The organism is Saprospiraceae bacterium, assembly GCA_016715965.1.
In the GTDB taxonomy this organism is placed as follows: domain Bacteria; phylum Bacteroidota; class Bacteroidia; order Chitinophagales; family Saprospiraceae; genus Vicinibacter.
Map to the genome: position 1 here is coordinate 3,537,755 of JADJXG010000001.1, position 17,341 is coordinate 3,555,095.

At 38.4% G+C, this 17,341-nt stretch carries 19 protein-coding genes; 10 read left to right on the plus strand and 9 right to left on the minus strand.

The genetic code is table 11. The features are described from left to right. Positions 1 to 27 precede the first annotated feature (27 nt). Entirely contained in the window at positions 28 to 696 is a 669-nt protein-coding gene (locus IPM48_13715) for an ABC transporter ATP-binding protein (GenBank protein ID MBK9272640.1), read from the minus strand. Between the two features lie 206 nt (positions 697 to 902). On the opposite strand from IPM48_13715, the gene IPM48_13720 reads away from it, so the two are divergent. Genes IPM48_13720 through ribB form a run of 3 tightly spaced genes read left to right on the plus strand, consistent with a single transcriptional unit; the run spans position 903 to position 4,438 of the window. Next, a complete protein-coding gene (locus tag IPM48_13720; protein ID MBK9272641.1) occupies positions 903 to 2,123 on the plus strand; it encodes a glycosyltransferase family 4 protein in 1,221 nt (406 codons plus the stop codon). A 45-nt stretch (positions 2,124 to 2,168) separates the two neighbouring features. After that, entirely contained in the window at positions 2,169 to 3,338 is a 1,170-nt protein-coding gene (locus IPM48_13725; protein ID MBK9272642.1) for a glycosyltransferase, read from the plus strand. Further along, complete coding sequence (gene ribB / locus IPM48_13730) at positions 3,335 to 4,438, plus strand: 3,4-dihydroxy-2-butanone-4-phosphate synthase (protein MBK9272643.1); 1,104 nt, start codon at positions 3,335 to 3,337, stop codon at positions 4,436 to 4,438. Before IPM48_13725 ends, ribB begins: the two co-directional genes overlap by 4 nt. A gap of 88 nt (positions 4,439 to 4,526) precedes the next feature. Here ribB and fsa read toward each other — a convergent pair whose 3' ends face one another. Both fsa and IPM48_13740 read right to left on the minus strand, forming a co-directional pair. Beyond that, entirely contained in the window at positions 4,527 to 5,195 is a 669-nt protein-coding gene (gene fsa, locus IPM48_13735) for a fructose-6-phosphate aldolase (GenBank protein MBK9272644.1), read from the minus strand. A gap of 133 nt (positions 5,196 to 5,328) precedes the next feature. Continuing rightward, the gene (locus tag IPM48_13740; GenBank protein MBK9272645.1) at positions 5,329 to 6,021 is read right to left on the minus strand and encodes an RluA family pseudouridine synthase; all 693 of its coding nucleotides are present in this window, start codon (positions 6,019 to 6,021) and stop codon (positions 5,329 to 5,331) included. On the opposite strand from IPM48_13740, the gene IPM48_13745 reads away from it, so the two are divergent. The 3 genes from IPM48_13745 (at position 6,020) to IPM48_13755 (ending at position 8,778) form a co-directional block, all read left to right on the plus strand. Beyond that, on the plus strand, positions 6,020 to 6,862 hold the full coding sequence (locus tag IPM48_13745; protein MBK9272646.1) for a 1,4-dihydroxy-6-naphthoate synthase: 843 nt from the start codon (positions 6,020 to 6,022) through the stop codon (positions 6,860 to 6,862). The two genes, IPM48_13740 and IPM48_13745, sit on opposite strands and share 2 nt — an antisense overlap. A gap of 371 nt (positions 6,863 to 7,233) precedes the next feature. Continuing rightward, a complete protein-coding gene (gene ald, locus IPM48_13750) occupies positions 7,234 to 8,346 on the plus strand; it encodes an alanine dehydrogenase (protein ID MBK9272647.1) in 1,113 nt (370 codons plus the stop codon). Between the two features lie 180 nt (positions 8,347 to 8,526). Next, positions 8,527 to 8,778 carry a DNA-binding protein gene (locus tag IPM48_13755; GenBank protein MBK9272648.1) on the plus strand — a complete coding sequence of 84 codons (252 nt, stop codon included), beginning with the start codon at positions 8,527 to 8,529 and terminating at the stop codon, positions 8,776 to 8,778. 285 nt (positions 8,779 to 9,063) lie between these two features. On the opposite strand, the gene IPM48_13760 is transcribed toward IPM48_13755, so the two are convergent. Beyond that, positions 9,064 to 10,131, minus strand: coding sequence for a DUF3810 family protein (locus tag IPM48_13760; GenBank protein ID MBK9272649.1), 1,068 nt, complete (start codon positions 10,129 to 10,131; stop codon positions 9,064 to 9,066). 76 nt (positions 10,132 to 10,207) lie between these two features. Between IPM48_13760 and trxA the strand changes: the two genes are divergently transcribed. The 4 genes from trxA (at position 10,208) to IPM48_13780 (ending at position 12,712) form a co-directional block, all read left to right on the plus strand. Then, the gene (gene trxA, locus IPM48_13765; protein MBK9272650.1) at positions 10,208 to 10,525 is read left to right on the plus strand and encodes a thioredoxin; all 318 of its coding nucleotides are present in this window, start codon (positions 10,208 to 10,210) and stop codon (positions 10,523 to 10,525) included. A 90-nt stretch (positions 10,526 to 10,615) separates the two neighbouring features. Next, entirely contained in the window at positions 10,616 to 11,542 is a 927-nt protein-coding gene (locus IPM48_13770) for a DUF58 domain-containing protein (protein MBK9272651.1), read from the plus strand. Between the two features lie 16 nt (positions 11,543 to 11,558). After that, positions 11,559 to 12,305, plus strand: a complete 747-nt coding sequence (locus tag IPM48_13775) for a polyphosphate kinase (GenBank protein MBK9272652.1) — start codon at positions 11,559 to 11,561, stop codon at positions 12,303 to 12,305. Beyond that, a complete protein-coding gene (locus IPM48_13780) occupies positions 12,302 to 12,712 on the plus strand; it encodes an RNA-binding S4 domain-containing protein (GenBank protein MBK9272653.1) in 411 nt (136 codons plus the stop codon). The genes IPM48_13775 and IPM48_13780 overlap by 4 nt, the downstream gene beginning before the upstream one ends. A 97-nt stretch (positions 12,713 to 12,809) precedes the next feature. Here the strand turns inward: IPM48_13780 and IPM48_13785 are convergent, their stop codons facing one another. From IPM48_13785 to lpxD, 5 genes are all read right to left on the minus strand, one after another. Further along, on the minus strand, positions 12,810 to 13,448 hold the full coding sequence (locus tag IPM48_13785) for a hypothetical protein (GenBank protein MBK9272654.1): 639 nt from the start codon (positions 13,446 to 13,448) through the stop codon (positions 12,810 to 12,812). 13 nt (positions 13,449 to 13,461) lie between these two features. Further along, positions 13,462 to 14,028, minus strand: a complete 567-nt coding sequence (locus IPM48_13790; GenBank protein ID MBK9272655.1) for an ABC transporter ATP-binding protein — start codon at positions 14,026 to 14,028, stop codon at positions 13,462 to 13,464. 64 nt (positions 14,029 to 14,092) lie between these two features. After that, positions 14,093 to 14,869 (minus strand): acyl-ACP--UDP-N-acetylglucosamine O-acyltransferase, encoded by a 777-nt coding sequence (lpxA, locus tag IPM48_13795; protein ID MBK9272656.1) that lies wholly within the window; start codon positions 14,867 to 14,869, stop codon positions 14,093 to 14,095. Further along, the gene (locus tag IPM48_13800) at positions 14,866 to 16,257 is read right to left on the minus strand and encodes a bifunctional UDP-3-O-[3-hydroxymyristoyl] N-acetylglucosamine deacetylase/3-hydroxyacyl-ACP dehydratase (GenBank protein ID MBK9272657.1); all 1,392 of its coding nucleotides are present in this window, start codon (positions 16,255 to 16,257) and stop codon (positions 14,866 to 14,868) included. Before IPM48_13800 ends, lpxA begins: the two co-directional genes overlap by 4 nt. Then, positions 16,254 to 17,294: a UDP-3-O-(3-hydroxymyristoyl)glucosamine N-acyltransferase gene (gene lpxD, locus IPM48_13805; GenBank protein MBK9272658.1), complete on the minus strand. Its 1,041-nt coding sequence runs from the start codon at positions 17,292 to 17,294 to the stop codon at positions 16,254 to 16,256. The genes IPM48_13800 and lpxD overlap by 4 nt, the downstream gene beginning before the upstream one ends. Positions 17,295 to 17,341 lie beyond the last annotated feature (47 nt).

Here is a 17,341-nt window from a genome sequence, read left to right on the forward strand (position 1 = left end):
AGGGTGAATTTTAAGAAGGCAATTTAATCAAACATTGCTCTCATGTCCTGCTATGATGCCATCTTTCATTAGATAGGTAATTTCTGTTTTGTTGGCTATATTCGGATCGTGTGTAACCAGCAGAAGGGTCATACTCATTTCTTTCTTCAGTTGGAGAAGTAAGTGTAGAACATCCGTGGCATTTTGCTGATCAAGATTTCCTGTTGGTTCGTCGGCTAACAAAATTTTTGGATGGTTAATTAAAGCTCTGGCAAGGGCAACTCTTTGTTGTTCGCCACCAGACATTTGGCCCGGCTTATGAGACATTCGATCTTTCAAACCAAGGTAATCCAATAATTCTGAGGCTCTTTGATTGATCTTTGACACTTTACCACCCGCAATGTATGCCGGTAATGCTGCGTTTTCTAAAGCAGATAACTCCGGCAAGAGATGATGAAACTGAAATATAAATCCAATATTTTGGTTTCTGAAATGACTTAATCTTTTGCTGTCCAATTTGGTAACATCGGAATTATCTAGTATAATTTGACCTGAATCAGGGGTATCAAGGGTTCCGATCACATGAAGCAAAGTGCTTTTTCCAGCTCCTGATGCACCCATAATGCTAGCCATTTGGCCTGTAGGAACTTCTAAACATGTTCCTTTAAGCACTTTAACTGTACCGTAGGACTTTACCAAGTTTTTACAGTATATCATTGTTAATCAAGCATTTGAAATTATTCTCAAAGAAAGGCTCTGATAATTTACTTAAGCCAAGTCTTGCAAATTAAGGGACAAAGATCTAATTTTGCCCTCTTATGTGTAAAATAATATAGTCCTTATATACTTTAAACCGGTTATTCTCTCGTTATTCTGTCATCAAACGAAACCAAAACCAACGGGGGTGACCGTAGAAGCCAAATATGAAGATTTTATTCGTATGTAAAAAATTTCCCTACCCGCCCAAAGATGGGGAATCAATCGCCATTCTTCAAATGAGCCAGGCCTTGGCTTCGAAAGGATGTGAAGTGAGCCTGTTGGCAATGAACACTACCAGGCATCCGTTTAGACACACAGAATCTGTTCCCACTGAGTTAAAGCACTTCAAAACCATTGATGATGTCATGGTGGACAATAAGATTTATTTGTGGGGCGCTTTTAAGAATTTATTCAGTCGCAACTCCTATCACATCTCACGTTTTGTATCCGAGGAGTTTGAAAAGAAACTCAAATTTCTATTGCAAAACAATGAGTATGATATTGTGCAGTTGGAAACACTTTATCTTGCCCCCTACATTGATGCCATAAAGTCCGTGACAAATGCGCCGATTGTAATGAGAGCACATAATATTGAGCATGAAATTTGGGAAAGAATAAGTGAAAACATTCGATTCTTTCCTAAAAAGGTATACCTTCAGTATTTATCAGATAAATTGAAAAAATTCGAAATTGAAAAACTCAATCAATATGACCTGCTTGTAGCAATAACCAATCGGGATCTTGAAATATTTAAAGCTATGGGTTACAAGAATGGATGCCTCTCTTCACCAGTTGGTTACAAAGTAGGTCAACATAATATTGAAGCCAAGGTATTTGAAAATCCGTATCGAATGTCATTTATCGGATCTTTGGATTGGTTGCCCAATTTACAAGGACTCGAATGGTTTTTAGAAGAAGTTTGGCCTAAAATTCTTAAGAAATTTCCACATGCCGAATTCCATTTTGCTGGTCGAAATGCTCCACAACGATTGATCAACAACACACCGCCAAGAGTTTATTATCACGGTGAAGTTGAAAGTTCTTCCGAATTTATTAAACAGTTTCCATTGTTTGTGGTACCATTGAGGGCGGGTTCAGGACTGCGCATTAAAATACTTGAAGCCATGTCTATGGGTAGGATAGTAATTTCAAGTTCAATTGGTCTTGAAGGAATTTTGGCTCAACACCAAAAGCAAGTATTTATCGCTGATCAACCGGAACAATACTTAAAGGCTTTGGAATATATACATGAAAACAAAGGACGATTGCCAGAAATATCTGCTTCAGCAAGCCAATTTATTCAAATGAATTTTGACCAGGACTTACTCGCAGACCAGTTGATGAAGGCATATCAAAAAGCATTGACTGAAGCACCTCATGCATAACCCATTGTGATTGTCCTTCAATTCCTTTTTTATGGAAGTCTTTTATTGCTGTTACACAGTTATGTCATTTATCCTTTCAGTTTAAAACTCTTTCTTTGGCTAAGAAATTTCAACACGCAGGTCAAAGAACTCGATGAATTTGAGTTACCTTTTGTCTCTACCATCACAGCTGTTTTTAATGAGGAATCTGTTATACAACAAAAAGTGATTTCAATTCTTGAAAGTGATTACCCGAAAAACAAGTTAAATGTGTATTTAGGTTCGGATTGTTCGACAGATCGCTCGGACTTTCTGATGTTACAATTGGCCAAGGAAAATTCAAATATTCATTTTGCCAGATTTGATCAAAGAAGAGGAAAGGCTTCAGTAGTAAATGATTTGGTGGAAAACTCATTCCAAGTTCATGCTCAGAACGAAAACCACATCCTAATTTTTACAGACGCAAATGTAATTCTTGATACAAAAGCGATCAGAAATATGGTGCGACATTTTATTGATTCCAATATTGGATTGGTGGACTCACGAATTATCCCATTCAATCAGGTTGTCACTGGGATTGCTCCGGCAGAAATTAGATATATAAACCTAGAAACATTGGTAAAAAATTGGGAAGGTAAACTATGGGGTGTGATGATGGGCGCATTTGGAGGTTGCTTTGCCGTGCGCTCCACTTTGGTGTCAAAAATACCCACCTACCTAATCACCGATGATTTCTATTTGAGCATGATGGTATTGGAACAAGGTGCAAGTTGTATAAATGATACCGAGGCAATATGTTATGAAGGAATTCCAAGTCAAATGAAAGAAGAATTTAAGCGGAAATTACGCATATCATCCGGCAATTTTCAAAGCCTTGCTGTGTTCAAACATTTTTTATATACTGCTCCTATTAGCAGGGCCTATGCTTTTATTTCACACAAAGTGTTTCGGTGGCTTGGACCTCTGTTTTTGCTTCTCATGTACCTGACATCAGGGTGTTTAGCCATTGGCTTTGGTAATTATTATATTCCTGTTTTTATTACTGTCAATATTTTGTTTTTTGCCATCCCTGCCATCGATTGGATTTTGAGTCGGATCGGCATTCATGTCATGATATTAAGAGGGATCCGATATTTTATTTCCATGAACCTTGCATTGCTCTTAGGGTTATTTAGGTATTTAAAGGGGATCAAGCACAGTGTTTGGGAGCCGCCAAAAAGAAATCATATCACATGATACATTTTCACAATATTGAAGAAGCAATTGCTGATTTTAGAAATGGAAAGCTCCTGATCGTGGTAGATGATGAAGACCGTGAAAATGAAGGAGATTTTATTTGTGCGGCGGAAAACATAACCCCTGAAATGGTCAATTTCATGGCAAAGGTAGGAAGAGGATTAATCTGTGCGCCAATGACCGAAGAAAGGGCTGAAAAGTTGAATTTACCTTTGATGGTGCGATCAAACACCTCACTTCATGAAACTGCTTTTACGGTATCTGTTGACCTCATTGGACATGGTTGCTCTACAGGTATATCAGCGCATGATCGGGCTAAAACTCTCCGAGCTTTGGCAAATGAGGATTTTGTAACATCAGATTTTGCCCGGCCCGGTCATATATTTCCCTTACGGGCCAAATCCGGAGGAGTTTTACAAAGGACAGGGCACACAGAAGCTGCAGTTGACCTTGCAAAACTTGCAGGGTTAAGTCCAGTCTCGGTATTGGTGGAAATTTTAAATGAAGATGGATCCATGGCGCGGTTGCCAGAGCTGATCGAAAAATCCAAAGAGCTAGACCTTAAAATCATTTCTATCAGCGACCTTATTGAATACAGATTGCGCAGTGAAAGGCTCATCCAATGTGAAGGAAGATCAAAAATGGAAATCAATGGTCAAACCTTTGAAATTATTCAGTACAAACAGTTCAATAGCAATGACAAACACATTGCATTGGTCAAAGGGGAAATCAATCACGAGAAAATAATCCCAATCCGGGCCCAATATTGCGAAGGTTTTACAGAAATAATTGACCTCATGGTTTTTCAGGAAAAGGCCATTTTGTCGAAAGCACTTAACTACATACAAAATCAGGATTGTGGAGTAATATTGATGTTATCCAATGAAGGAAAGGAAAAATTTCCATTGCGGCGAATCATACCGGACACACCCAAACCAAGCCCTCATCCAGAACAAGATCAAAGAGAAATAGGAATTGGGAGTCAAATATTAAAAGACCTTGGTGTAAAAAAAATGAGAATTCTTTCCAACAACCCTAGAAAAAATATTGCGGTAGAAGCCTATGGACTAGAAGTTATCGACTATGTAAAATTTGGCTGAGAAATAAAAATTACCATGGATTTATCAATGTCATTCCGAAGGTAATTTTCACAAAATGGAAAGAATCAAACCAAAAACGATCAGAAGATTACCCTCCTAATTTTGCCCCTACCCTTTTGTGATCATCTAAAAAGATCTGTAAGCCGATGTCAGTCAAAGGATGTTTAAGCAAACCCAAAATTGCGCTTAAAGGACAGGTAACAATATCTGCCCCGGCTTTTGCAGATTCTACAATTTGTCGAGAGTTTCTGATGGAGGCAGCTAAAATTTGAGTTTCATAACCCTGAACAGAATACACTTCATAAATTTCTGAAATGAGTTGTAATCCATCCCAATTGGTATCATCGATTCGACCAATAAAAGGAGAAAGATAAGTTGCACCTGCCTTGGCCGCGAGAATGGCCTGCCCGGCACTAAAAACCAATGTGCAGTTTGTTTTTATATTCAATTTGCTAAACTCAACGATGGCTTTGACACCCGCCTTGATCATGGGTACTTTGACAACAATATTAGCTGCAATATCAGCCAACTCCCTACCCTCTCTGACCATACCTTCAAAATCAGTTGAAATAACTTCAGCACTCACATCTCCTTCTACCAAATCACAGATCTTCTTATAATGGGTATAGATATTCTGTTTTCCAGAAATTCCTTCCTTTGCCATCAAACTGGGATTGGTGGTTACGCCATCCAATATTCCCAATTCTTTGGCTTCAATGATATTGTCCAAATTAGCGGTGTCAATAAAAAATTTCATGAAGCTTGGTTTGAGAACTAAAAAAGGTAAGAGTCCATCGCACCGCTCAACTTCACGCCCTTGCTGTATTTCTACCCTGGGGGATTAGAAGGAGCTGGTCGTGAACCCTCACCAACCGCAAAATTAGCATTATTTATGTGATCTGATTAAAAAATTGATCCATTCCATCCCAGTATCCGACCAATTTGGGAAAATGGGTAAATTCCATGCGCTCTTTAAGAACCGGGTGTACAAACGCAATTTTATAAGCGTACAAACACAAATCATAAGCTGGTTTTGGTAAAGTGTTACCATATTTTACATCACCGAGTAGCGGACAACCAATATAAGCCAATTGTGCTCTGATTTGATGAGATCTACCTGTGATCAATTTTATACGCAGCAAGTATTTTTCATCCTTTTCACCTATTAACTCATATTGCAGTTTGGCGTCTTTTGATCCTTCAATAAATTGTTCGTGAACAGTAGTTTTATTGACTTTTTCGTCTTTGATTAAATAATGACCAAGCTCCTCTGAATTTTTGGGTGGTTTGAACTTGGTAATGGCAAGATAATATTTGTCAACTTTACGTTCTTTAATTTGATCGTGTAAGCGCATAAATGCTTTGGTGGTTTTTGCCATCACCATTATTCCACCCACTGGTCTATCGTATCTTTGCAAAAGCCCTAAATAAACATCCCCAGGTTTGTTGTATTTTTCCTTAAGATAGGCTTTAACAATGTCCACCAGATTGGGATGACCAGAGCTGTCACCTTGTGACAAAAGTCCCGGATACTTCTCCAAAACAATAATGTGGTTATCTTCGTAAATTATTTTTGGATACATGCCGAACCACAAAATTAAGCTGACTTTAGCGATTTCACCTTGCCCAAATGATACCTTTATCTTTGGCCATTGGATTTTAGGAATTCGCCACCCTGATTTCCAATTGAAATTGGACCCTCCTGAGACTCAATTTCTAGATATCCAAGAGTTAAACAAGGAAGCGCTCAAGGGTTCAAAAGATGTAATCAAAGTAAGTGCAGCTCATGCAGCAAAGCTTTTGGACCATTATCAAATATTAAATTGTGGTGGAGCATTGGGCTTAGATTGCGGACCTCTCCTTATAGGAAAGAAGTTTCTCTCAGAAGAAGAAATCAATGATTGCGAGATTATATTACCTGGTGAAAATACAACCGCAAGATTTCTTTTTGACTTTAGTTACCCCAATGCCAAGTACAAAAAGTATCGTATATTTTCAGAAGTAGAACAACAGGTTTTGCAAAATAATAAAACGCTTGGCGTGATCATTCATGAGAGTAGATTTACTTATAGAGAAAAATGTCTGGTGTGCATCAAAGATTTGGGTAAAAATTGGGTTGAAAAGACCAATCTACCCATTCCTCTAGGACTTATCATGGTTAGAAAAGACCTACCAATCAATATCAAGCATACGATTAAAGAACAAATCATTCAATCTATCCAGATGGCAAATGTTTCCAGCAAAGCCATTGATATGTTGATCAAAAGTCACGCATCTGAAATGCTTGATAAGGTCATCCGGGAGCATATCTCGCTTTATGTCAACTCTTATAGCATGGATATTGGACCCTCCGGAAGGCAAGCAATTTTCAAATTGTTTAAAACCATGGGTCAAAAGGAAATTCCTGAAGAAGTTTTTATCTAATTAATTTTCAATTTGATATGTATTTCAAAATAAAAATTCGTCGATATGGCTAAAATAATCAACATACACATTAAATATATTAATAATGTATATTACCTTTACATCGTGTAAGTTTTGGTTATTAAATGTAAAAATCAACAAAGCCCATGAAAAGTCATGGGCTTTGTTTTTATATGATAAATTCTTTTGTTTTCACATTCGCCATGGAAGGTTTGGCACGATATTTGAATTAACTTAATCGAGTTTTGAGTTTTGGTTATTAAATGAAGATTTGCCCGTATAACGTATGCGGGCATTCTTTTTTTTGGCAGATCCCTTTCTCATTTGGGCAATCATCGTATTTTCGCCGAAACTTAATTAAAGTCAGGTATATGATCATAGGAGTCCCGAAAGAAATCAAATCCAACGAAAACCGAGTAGCACTCAATCCTGCAGGAGCTCTTGAGCTTAGCAAACGAGGTCACACTGTTTATGTCCAATCAGGAGCTGGGATTGGCAGTGGTTTTTCTGATCAAAATTATATGAGTGCCGGAGCTAAAATCCTTTCAACCATTGAGGAAGTCTATCAGATTGCTGAAATGATCATCAAGGTGAAGGAACCCATTGCCAGCGAATATAAACTCATCAAGGAGAACCAGCTCTTGTTTACCTATTTTCATTTTGCTTCCTACGAACCACTTACCAATGCTATGATCGAAAGTGGAGCAATATGCCTTGCTTATGAAACTGTGGAACTCCCAGACCGGAGTTTGCCATTGCTAATTCCTATGTCTGAAGTTGCCGGAAGAATGGCGATTCAGGAAGGCGCAAAATATCTTGAAAAACCACAAAAAGGCAAGGGGATTCTACTTGGCGGCGTACCCGGTGTTCCTCCAGCCAAAGTATTAATCCTTGGTGGCGGAATTGTGGGTACTCAAGCGGCAAAAATGGCTGCCGGAATGGGCTCACAGGTGACTTTGATGGACATTAGTCTACCTAGATTGCGTTATCTTGCGGATGTAATGCCGGCCAACGTTAACACCATGTTTTCAAATGAACTCACCATCAGGGAATTGGTACAATCTCATGATTTAATTATTGGAGCTGTATTAATTCCTGGAGCTAAAGCCCCAAGCTTGGTGACCAGAGACATGTTACCGACCATGCATCCTGGCACGGTATTGGTCGATGTCGCCATAGACCAAGGCGGTTGTATTGAAACTTCAAGACCTACTACGCATGACGATCCAATTTACATTATTGATGATGTTGTACATTATTGTGTGGCAAACATGCCGGGGGCGGTCCCCTATACCTCCACAGTAGCCCTGACCAATGCCACCTTACCTTATGCGATTCAACTCGCTGATAAAGGTTGGAAGCAAGCCTGCCAACAAAACAAATCCTTAATGATGGGACTCAATGTAGTGCATGGCAAGGTGGTTTACGAAGGGGTGGCCAATGCTTTTAATTTGGAATACAAGCATGTGGAAACCATCCTTTAATTTGATATTTACGCAAATCCTGTGTCTAATTTCTATCTTCCTGACATTCAAAAAAATACGTTTTTTGAAAAAATTGGCAGTGACTTTTTAAAAAAATTTTAAGCAAAAAATGAATTGATTTTTAGGAAAGTGCGTAACTTACTGTGTCAATTCATTGTTCACTTATCAAACTCAATAAATATGTACATTACTTTAGAGGAACTAAGGGATATCAAACATCGTTTGCCTTCAGGTAGTATTAAAAAAATTGCCGATGAACTAAAAGTGGATGAACAGACCGTCAGAAATTATTTTGGCGCAAATCATCTGGAAAACTCTGGTAACCACCTTCAGGCTGGTCCCAATGGTGGAATTGTTCAAATCAATGATGAAACAATTCTAAATATGGCCAGACAGATTTTGTCGGAAACCGGAACTGTTGTTTCCAATTAGAATGATCATTAAGAAAAAGAATAAAATTGCCTGTTCTGATGAGGACGGGCATTTTTATTTGTAAATCTAACTTGTTTCAAATTTGATCTAAGCTTTTCCAATTTTAATCCAAATTTAAATTTGTATTCCACCCTGCTGAACACCGGATAGCCACATTGCTTGAAGAAACTAATCTTCTGTTTGGAACCTACGAAATTTATCAAAACGAAAATTTAATCAATGGCTTTCCATGCCTTTAATGAAATCTCTTTCTATTTAAGCCTTTGGGGGAACTTTCTAAACAATTCAAATCAAGCCATATTTAGCTTTGTACAAAATGACCCATTGGACAAGGCCGGAATAACTTTGAATTCCCTTTTCTATTCGGTTGGTTTTTAAATACCAATCATAGAATTTTTCACGTAAAATTGGAAACCATTCAGGAAAACGACTTATCGCATTGCTTATCTCAACCAGGTCTTCTATGACTGCTGGGCTCAATTCAGAATACAACGAATCATAGACATCAGGTGCCAATGGTTTCAGCTCAGCCATTAGATAGCGCCAATAGGAAAGTTGCCCACAATACTCAATCCAAATAGAAGAACTTCTGATCATGCCGAGGTATGCCAGAAAGTTACATTCACCTTCATCAGTCCAACCCATTGCGTGGCATAGTTCATGGGCAAAGGTAAAAGGCAACTGAACATTTGCCAAACCTCGATCCACTTGTCCTTGACCCGACAAAGGCCAATAAAATCCTGATGCTCCAAACACCAAAAGTGCTCCAGGCGGGGAAACTATATGAACTTTTGAATTTTGAAATGAACCCAAGCCTAATTCAGCAAATAAGCTCTTCATTTCTGAACTCAGATCTCTTTGCCATTTTACAGCTTCTGAAGAATCCAAAATCTGATGCTCCACCTGCTTTTTTAACCCGTTAATTTTGTGTGTTTGATGACATGCCTCCTCAATGATTTGTTCTTTGGTGATGACTCCAGTGAGCCCCATTCTCTCCGTTAAAGGAATTCTAAGGTAATTAAAACCCCAAAACATATAGAACCATGCCAGTTGAAAGCCGACTCCAATGAGAAGCTCCAGGAGCGCAAGCTTCCATTTTCCATTCCTTATAATAAGCAGATAAACCAATCGCGATATCCATACCAAAATCAAAAATCCGTAAATATAAATGAAAGGGAAATCCAAATAAAGCAATATTCCATCCCAAAGCAATCGGTAGGATTTAAAAACCAGAAAAGTATAATTAGAATCCACCTGCTCCGGCGGTATGCTATCAAGGTAAACCCCATAGATCAATGTCAACAGCATAAAAATGCCGGCAAACCAATATGTTATCTGAAGAAGCTTGTTCATTCCAATTTGAGACAAAGCAAAATTATTGGGTTAAACATTCTGATAACAGGGTTGTTTTACTCGAAAAATTAATAAAATGGCATTTGAATTTACAGATAACAATTTTCAAGAAAATGCATTGGCAGAGCCTGGAGTAGCAGTGGTTGATTTTTGGGCTGAGTGGTGTGGACCTTGCAAACTGGTAGCACCCATCATTGATGAATTATCACATGAGTATGAAGGAAAAGCCAAAATCGGAAAATTAGATGTGGACAACAATCCGCAAGTCTCCATGCAATATGGAATTCGCTCGATTCCAACTTTGTTGTTTATTAAAGATGGAAAGGTGGTAGATAAGCATGTTGGCACCGCTACCAAAGCGACCATTAAGACCAAACTGGATGCGTTGATTTAATGATAATGAGATAGTTAATTTGAATTTAAGTTAAAAAATATTTTATTTAGCCTCTAACTATTCAGCTTAGGGGCTTGCTTATTTTAATGTATGGGGTTTTTTGATCAATTTCCAGTGCAGGCCTTTGACAATATGGAATTATTGGCAAGACAGGTCGTTGAAGGATTTATTATTGGCAAACATAAATCACCATTTCATGGATTCAGTGTAGAATTTGCCGAACACAGACTTTATAACCCCGGAGAGAGTACAAAGGATATTGATTGGAGGGTTTATGGTAGAACAGACAGACTGTATTCAAAAAAATTTGAAGAAGAGACCAATCTAAGATGCCAGTTGGTCATCGATGCGTCCTCTTCAATGTATTTTCCAGAAGAAAAGCTGAAGTCTGGTTTAATTTTAAATAAATTAAAATATTCTGCATTGGGAGCTGCATGCATCATGAATATTTTAAAATCCCAAAGGGATGCATTTGGTCTGAGTATTTTTAGTGAAGGTTTGGATATCCATACAGAGGCTAAATCAAGTACGAAGCATTATCAACTATGCTTGAGTTTTATGGAAAAATATTTAAACAATCATATACTCAATAAAAAAGGAAAGGCCTCTGAAGCACTGCATTTGATTGCAGAGCAAATTCACAAAAGGTCCCTTGTTATATTATTCAGCGACATGTTTGATGATGCAGAACAACTGGATGAAATGGTACATGCACTTCAACACCTAAAATATAACAAACATGAGGTCATCGTATTTCATGTAACCGACAAGCAGCTTGAAATTAATTTTGAATTCGAAAACAGACCATATCAATTTGTTGATATGGAAACCGGTGAACGGATCAGAATTCAAACTCATCAAATTCGGGATCAATACGTCCAACAAATCAAAGAGTATCACCGCAAGGTGAGAGATATCTGTATTCGGTATAAAATTGATTATTATGAATCGGATATTAATGAGGGTTACCATTATTTGTTGCAAAATTTTTTAGGGAAGAGAAACAAAATGATTTAATCCAATCTAAGCCAATATGAAAAAAATAATACTGAATAAAATATCGACTGAAGCTCCTGAAAAAGCTAAGAAAAAAGAAATCAAAATAAAGACCGAGGACCTTGTCAAGGAAATTGGTGAGTGGTCAGAAAAACTGTATGCTGAGAAAAAACAGAGTATTTTGGTCGTGCTCCAGGGGATGGATGCAAGTGGTAAAGACGGCGTTGCAAAAAATGTATTTTCCCGATGTCCACCCTTGGTCATCGATGCTCATCCATTTCGAAAGCCAACAGAGGAAGAAATGGCGCATGATTTTCTATGGAGAGTTCACAAGTGGACACCTGGCAAAGGATTAATTAAAATATTTATCCGTTCTCATTATGAAGATATTCTGATTCAAAGAGTGCACAACTGGATTGATGATGAAAGAGCTGCTTTAAGACTAGACTCCATCAACGCATTTGAAAAATTATTACAATACGATGCAAACACGACCGTCTTAAAATTTTATTTACATCTCTCCCAAAAGCGCCAATTGGAAAAATTGCAAGAAAGATTGGATGTACCTGAAAAACAATGGAAGTACAATGCTGGTGACTTTGAAGAAAGTAAATTGTGGGATAAATATATGCAGTATTACGAGGATGTCCTAAATGGATGCTCGATACCATGGCATATCGTTCCCGCGGATGATCGATGGTACAGAGATTATTTCGTTGCAAAGATTATGTGCGAACAATTGCGAAAAATGTCACCAAAATATCCCCAACTCGTAAATAAATAAAACTTGTAAGCTTGAGAATTGATAAATGGCTTTGGTCTGTTCGGCTTTATAAATCCAGGACACTCGCTACTGAAGCCTGTAAGCAAGGGAGGGTTAAGTCCGGTAATCAAGTATTGAAACCCGCCTCACAAATCCATTCAGGCCAGACTTTGCAAATAAGAAAACAGGGGCTTATGTTTGAGTATCGAGTGGTTGAACTACTTGAAAAAAGAGTAGGTGCTGCCTTGGCTGAAAAAGCGTATGTCAATCTCACCACTCAAGAAACGCTCGATAAATGGAAAGGAATAAACTCTTTTGCATCTAGTTTTTATATTCAAAGACCCAAAGGATCTGGTAGGCCTACTAAAAAAGAACGGAGACAGGTTGATGGACTTGTCGAAGATCATTTTAAAGAAGAGGAAGAATAAATTTTACACAGCACCAAACGGTCAATTAATTCAAGCTCAACCGGCTGAGAACTATCATTCAAGATACCATCAGAGCTGGTTTTATCAAATGACCATTTCAAGAAATATTAAAGTCTGAATTACTCTTTTGGCTCCTCAGTTTTAGCAATTCATAAACCATGGAACCAAATTGTGCAAAAGCTTTAAGCTGGGATGGATGAATGAGTTGGTGCAATTTATAAATCACCAGATAAAAATTAGAGGCTTCCATATAAAACCCTTTGGATTGGGAAAGCATGTCCAACACATCCTGGTTAAAATAATACCTAATTACAGACTCATACTCACCGGTTAGTCTATAATCTTCAGAAAATTCGGGGTGGGTTAAAAAATCAATGTCTTCATATCCGAACCATTCCTTGAGCGTATCAAAAAAGTTTTCTGGTTTTAAATAAAAATCAGGAAGGCTCAGCTCTCTGCAATCAAAGACCATAACTGTCTGATGATATGTATGAGATGTTTTACCAGTCGAGATTAAGTAGGAATAATCAAATAGATATTTATCTGAAAAGTGATTTTTAACTCCCAACAAATTTTCTATTTTCTTGCGGGTACCTGTTTTAAACAATTTAAAGAATTTCAATTGAGCTATCAAACCAATGGTTTCGGGATCCAGGCTTTGAAAATTCAATTCATAGGATAACTGCCCGAAAGCTTCAGGTCGGTTTTTTCTGTTCTGACCAAAGATTGATTTCATTGGATTGGATGGCCTATTGTTCGTTCAAATTCAATGTAAAATCACAGATTTCAAAATCCGCAGAATCGTTGGAAGCAATAATTACGATCCGGTCCGACTTATAATTTAACAAAAGATCATTATACCAGGACTGAGTTTCTGTATCGAGGTTGGTACGGGGCTCATCCAGTATCAATATATCTGATCCTGATAAGATGGTCAAGGCCAGTTTCAAACGCTGCTTCATTCCGGAAGATAGATTTTTAGTCAATTCATTGGATTTATGGTCCAGCCAAGCTATGCCCATCACTTCCTCAGCACTAAGTTCATTTGAAAAACCCTTTAAATGGCCAAATAAATAGGTGATTTCTGAAACAGTAAGGTATTCATATAATTCACCGTAAGGAGCCGCATAACTTAAATACTGAAACCAAAGATGATTCGGTACTAAATTTTGTTTGTTGTCCAGATATTGAATATATCCTGATGTAGGAATTTGGGTACCTGCAATCAGAGATAGCAAAGTTGTTTTACCTGAGCCGTTTGATCCAGAAATTCCATATACTTTCCCTGAGGAATAGTGAAAGTTCAAATTTTTCAAAATGAAAGTCTTGGTTTGAAATTTTTTAGAGATATTTTCTACCTTTATCTGCATTTCATCATTCTCAACTCAAACCTTTGATCAGGCCGCGTTCGCTCGTGCTTACAAATTTTAAGATGTCTCTTTTCTCTAAGCTATCCGGGAGTTCATTTTCAATTGCTTCCAATGCCTTTGATATGTTGCGGTGTTTCACAAACATGTATCTATAAATTTCATGCATCCTGTCAATTTGCTCTTTATCAAAGCCTCTCCTACCGAGCCCGACGACATTGACGCCTTCATACATGAGAGGTTCACGACCCGCTTTGATGTAAGGGGGAACATCTTTTGAAACCAAAGAACCGCCACCAATCATGGTGTGTGCACCAACTTTGGTAAACTGGTGAACGGCTGTCAAACCACCCAAAATGGCGTAATCAAATATCTCAATATGCCCCGCCAGGGTCACATTGTTGGCTAAGATTACATGATCGTGAATGATGCAATCATGTGCAACATGAACATATGCCATTAGGAGACAATTAGAGCCAATCTTTGTGGTAAAAGCGGCTTTGGTTCCTTTGTTCAGCGTACAAAATTCCCGAACAATGGTATTATTTCCTATTTCCAGGGTAGTTTGTTCACCTGCATACTTTAAATCTTGTGGTGCAGAACTGATTACAGCACCTGGATAAATTTTTACATGGTCACCAATCCTGGCCCCATCCATAATTGTCACATATGGACCTATCCAACAGTTACTCCCAATCACAACATCATCGTAAATACTTACGAATGGTTCGATCTGAGTACCCATACCGATTTTGGCTTTAGGGCTAATGTTGGACAATGGTGATATCATGAATCCCTTTTGATGATTTGGGCGGTTAATTCTGCCTCACATACCAGCTTAGTTCCAACGAAAGCACATCCGCTCATTTGAACCAATCCTCTGCGAATGGGCGAAATTAATACCATTTTAAGAATCAAAGTGTCTCCAGGCAAAACTTTCTGACGGAATCTTGCATTTTCGACTTTTACAAAATAGGTATCGTAACCGTCTGGTTGGTCCTGCTTACTTAAAGCCAATACGCCACCCGTCTGAGCAAGTGCTTCCAATTGGAGCATTCCCGGGAAGACCGGATTGTTGGGAAAGTGACCTTGAAACAAGCCCTCATTGATGCTGATATTTTTAATCCCAACTACATGATTATCAGACATTTCAATAATCTTGTCCACCAATAAAAAAGGATACCTGTGGGGCAGCATTTGTTGAATCTGAACAGTGTTATAGAGTGGAGTAGCATCTGGATCATAAACAGGAATACCTTCCAATTTTTTCTTTTCGGACCATTTTTTAAGTATAAACTTGGCAAATTCGACATTGGATCGATGTCCGGATTTAGAAGTTATTATTTTACCCATTATTGGTCGTCCAAGTAGGGTCAGATCACCTAAAACATCCAACAATTTATGCCTGGCTGGTTCATTTGGAAAATGGAGGGCAAGGGTATTTAAAACACCTTCTTTTTCCACCTTTACAGAGGGTTTGTTTAGTTTTTTAGCCAAAGCATCCAAATCATTTTGTGACATCAATCGGTCCACCAAAACAATTGCATTTTCAAGGTCACCACCCTTTATAAGATTTTGCTCCAGGAGCTTTTCCAACTCATGAAGAAATACGAAAGTCCTACAAGGAGCAATTTCTTCAGGGTAATCCTTTAAATTAGCCAAAGTGGCAAATTGCTGACCCAATACAGTGGATTCGAAATCGATCATGGAGGTCAGCTCAAAGTGATCACTCGGCAATATTGTATATTCAGCTCCAGTCTGTTCGTCTTCAAAACTCAACGGTTCGCGGATCACCATGTATTCCTTTGGAGCATCCAATTGGATAATTTCTGCCGCTTTAAATAAGTCGACAAAAATTCTAGCACTTCCATCCAGTATCGGAATTTCGGGACCATCAAGCTCAATTAAAACATTGTCGATACCCATTCCAGATAAAGCAGAAAGAGTATGTTCAACTGTCCAAACCTGGGCCAAGCCTTCTTGCAAAGTCGTACCCCTGTTCGTCGAGATTACCCTGGAGACATCCGCCGGAATTACAGGTTGATCTGGCAAATCCACTCTTTTAAATTTAATGCCAAACCCTGCCTCAGCTGGTTTAAAAGTGAGAGTAACTGGTTTGCCGGTGTGAAGTCCTACTCCAGAAACAGTGGCCTCTTTGGCCAATGTGGTTTGGTTCATGTTTGGGATTGAAATGATTTAATAATATTTTCAAGATCGCGAATCTTCTTAGAAGTTGCAGGCAATTTTGTGAATTCGCTGTATGCCCTTAGAAAGCTCAGATAATCTATGGCAGGGGATCCATACCATTTTTTGCTGTCCTCATTAATCGATGAGGCTATACCACTTTGGGCCTGCACTACAGAACCATCAGCAATGGTCAAATGACCGGCAATGCCAACTTGTCCTCCAATGATACAATATTTCCCAATTTTAGTGCTTCCCGCAATCCCAGATTGGGCGGCAATAACTGTGTGCGCACCAATTCTAACATTATGGGCCACCTGAATCAAATTGTCCAATTTGCAACCTTCCTCTATGACCGTAGATCCCATGGTACCTCTATCAATGGAGCTATTGGCTCCAATTTCGACATGATCCTGTATAATGACATTACCAATTTGCGCTATTTTCTTATATGATTTGTCTTGATTGATGGCAAAACCAAAACCATCGCTTCCTATGACAGTATTGGAGTGCAATGTCACAAAATTGCCAATTTCACAATCATGATAAATTCGCACCCCTGGAAACAATTTGACATCGTTCCCAATGGTTACATTTTTACCAATATAAACCTGGGCACCAATCATTGCATTCTTCCCGATTTTCACTCCACTTTCAATGACTGTAAAAGCTCCAATATTGGCATTTTCATCTACACTTACACTTGGATCTAATTGTGCGGTGGTATGAATAATATTTGAATTATTGATTTCCGAAGCAAATAAATTCAATAGATCACCAACTGTTTGGTAGACATCCTTTACCCTGAGTAAAGCAGGATGATTGTTGCTAGTGGGTTTAAAATCGGCGGGTACGATCACCAAAGAGGCCGCCGATCCATACAAATAGGAAGCATATTTAGGGTTTCCGATAAAGCAAACGCTGCCATTCGACGCTTCTTCAATTTTGCTGGGTTGGGTCAACTCTAAATCCGGGTCCCCCTCCAGAGTTCCATTAACCAAGGTAGCCAGTTGACCAGCAGTCAATTTCATTTCACAAAGGTAATCTTTAAAATGGAAAAAAAATATGGCATATACCT

Excerpts from the sequence above, each read along its gene's own strand:
- IPM48_13740 (MBK9272645.1), bottom strand. The coding sequence starts at position 6,021 with ATGTATCCAAAAATAATTTACGAAGATAACCACATTATTGTTTTGGAG.
- ald (MBK9272647.1), top strand. The coding sequence starts at position 7,234 with ATGATCATAGGAGTCCCGAAAGAAATCAAATCCAACGAAAACCGAGTA.
- IPM48_13785 (MBK9272654.1), bottom strand. The coding sequence starts at position 13,448 with ATGAAATCAATCTTTGGTCAGAACAGAAAAAACCGACCTGAAGCTTTC.
- ribB (MBK9272643.1), top strand. The coding sequence starts at position 3,335 with ATGATACATTTTCACAATATTGAAGAAGCAATTGCTGATTTTAGAAAT.
- IPM48_13715 (MBK9272640.1), bottom strand. The coding sequence starts at position 696 with ATGATATACTGTAAAAACTTGGTAAAGTCCTACGGTACAGTTAAAGTG.
- IPM48_13770 (MBK9272651.1), top strand. The coding sequence starts at position 10,616 with ATGGGGTTTTTTGATCAATTTCCAGTGCAGGCCTTTGACAATATGGAA.
- IPM48_13745 (MBK9272646.1), top strand. The coding sequence starts at position 6,020 with ATGCCGAACCACAAAATTAAGCTGACTTTAGCGATTTCACCTTGCCCA.
- IPM48_13775 (MBK9272652.1), top strand. The coding sequence starts at position 11,559 with ATGAAAAAAATAATACTGAATAAAATATCGACTGAAGCTCCTGAAAAA.
- trxA (MBK9272650.1), top strand. The coding sequence starts at position 10,208 with ATGGCATTTGAATTTACAGATAACAATTTTCAAGAAAATGCATTGGCA.
- lpxD (MBK9272658.1), bottom strand. The coding sequence starts at position 17,294 with ATGAAATTGACTGCTGGTCAACTGGCTACCTTGGTTAATGGAACTCTG.
- IPM48_13800 (MBK9272657.1), bottom strand. The coding sequence starts at position 16,257 with ATGAACCAAACCACATTGGCCAAAGAGGCCACTGTTTCTGGAGTAGGA.
- IPM48_13755 (MBK9272648.1), top strand. The coding sequence starts at position 8,527 with ATGTACATTACTTTAGAGGAACTAAGGGATATCAAACATCGTTTGCCT.
- lpxA (MBK9272656.1), bottom strand. The coding sequence starts at position 14,869 with ATGATATCACCATTGTCCAACATTAGCCCTAAAGCCAAAATCGGTATG.
- IPM48_13760 (MBK9272649.1), bottom strand. The coding sequence starts at position 10,131 with ATGAACAAGCTTCTTCAGATAACATATTGGTTTGCCGGCATTTTTATG.
- fsa (MBK9272644.1), bottom strand. The coding sequence starts at position 5,195 with ATGAAATTTTTTATTGACACCGCTAATTTGGACAATATCATTGAAGCC.
- IPM48_13720 (MBK9272641.1), top strand. The coding sequence starts at position 903 with ATGAAGATTTTATTCGTATGTAAAAAATTTCCCTACCCGCCCAAAGAT.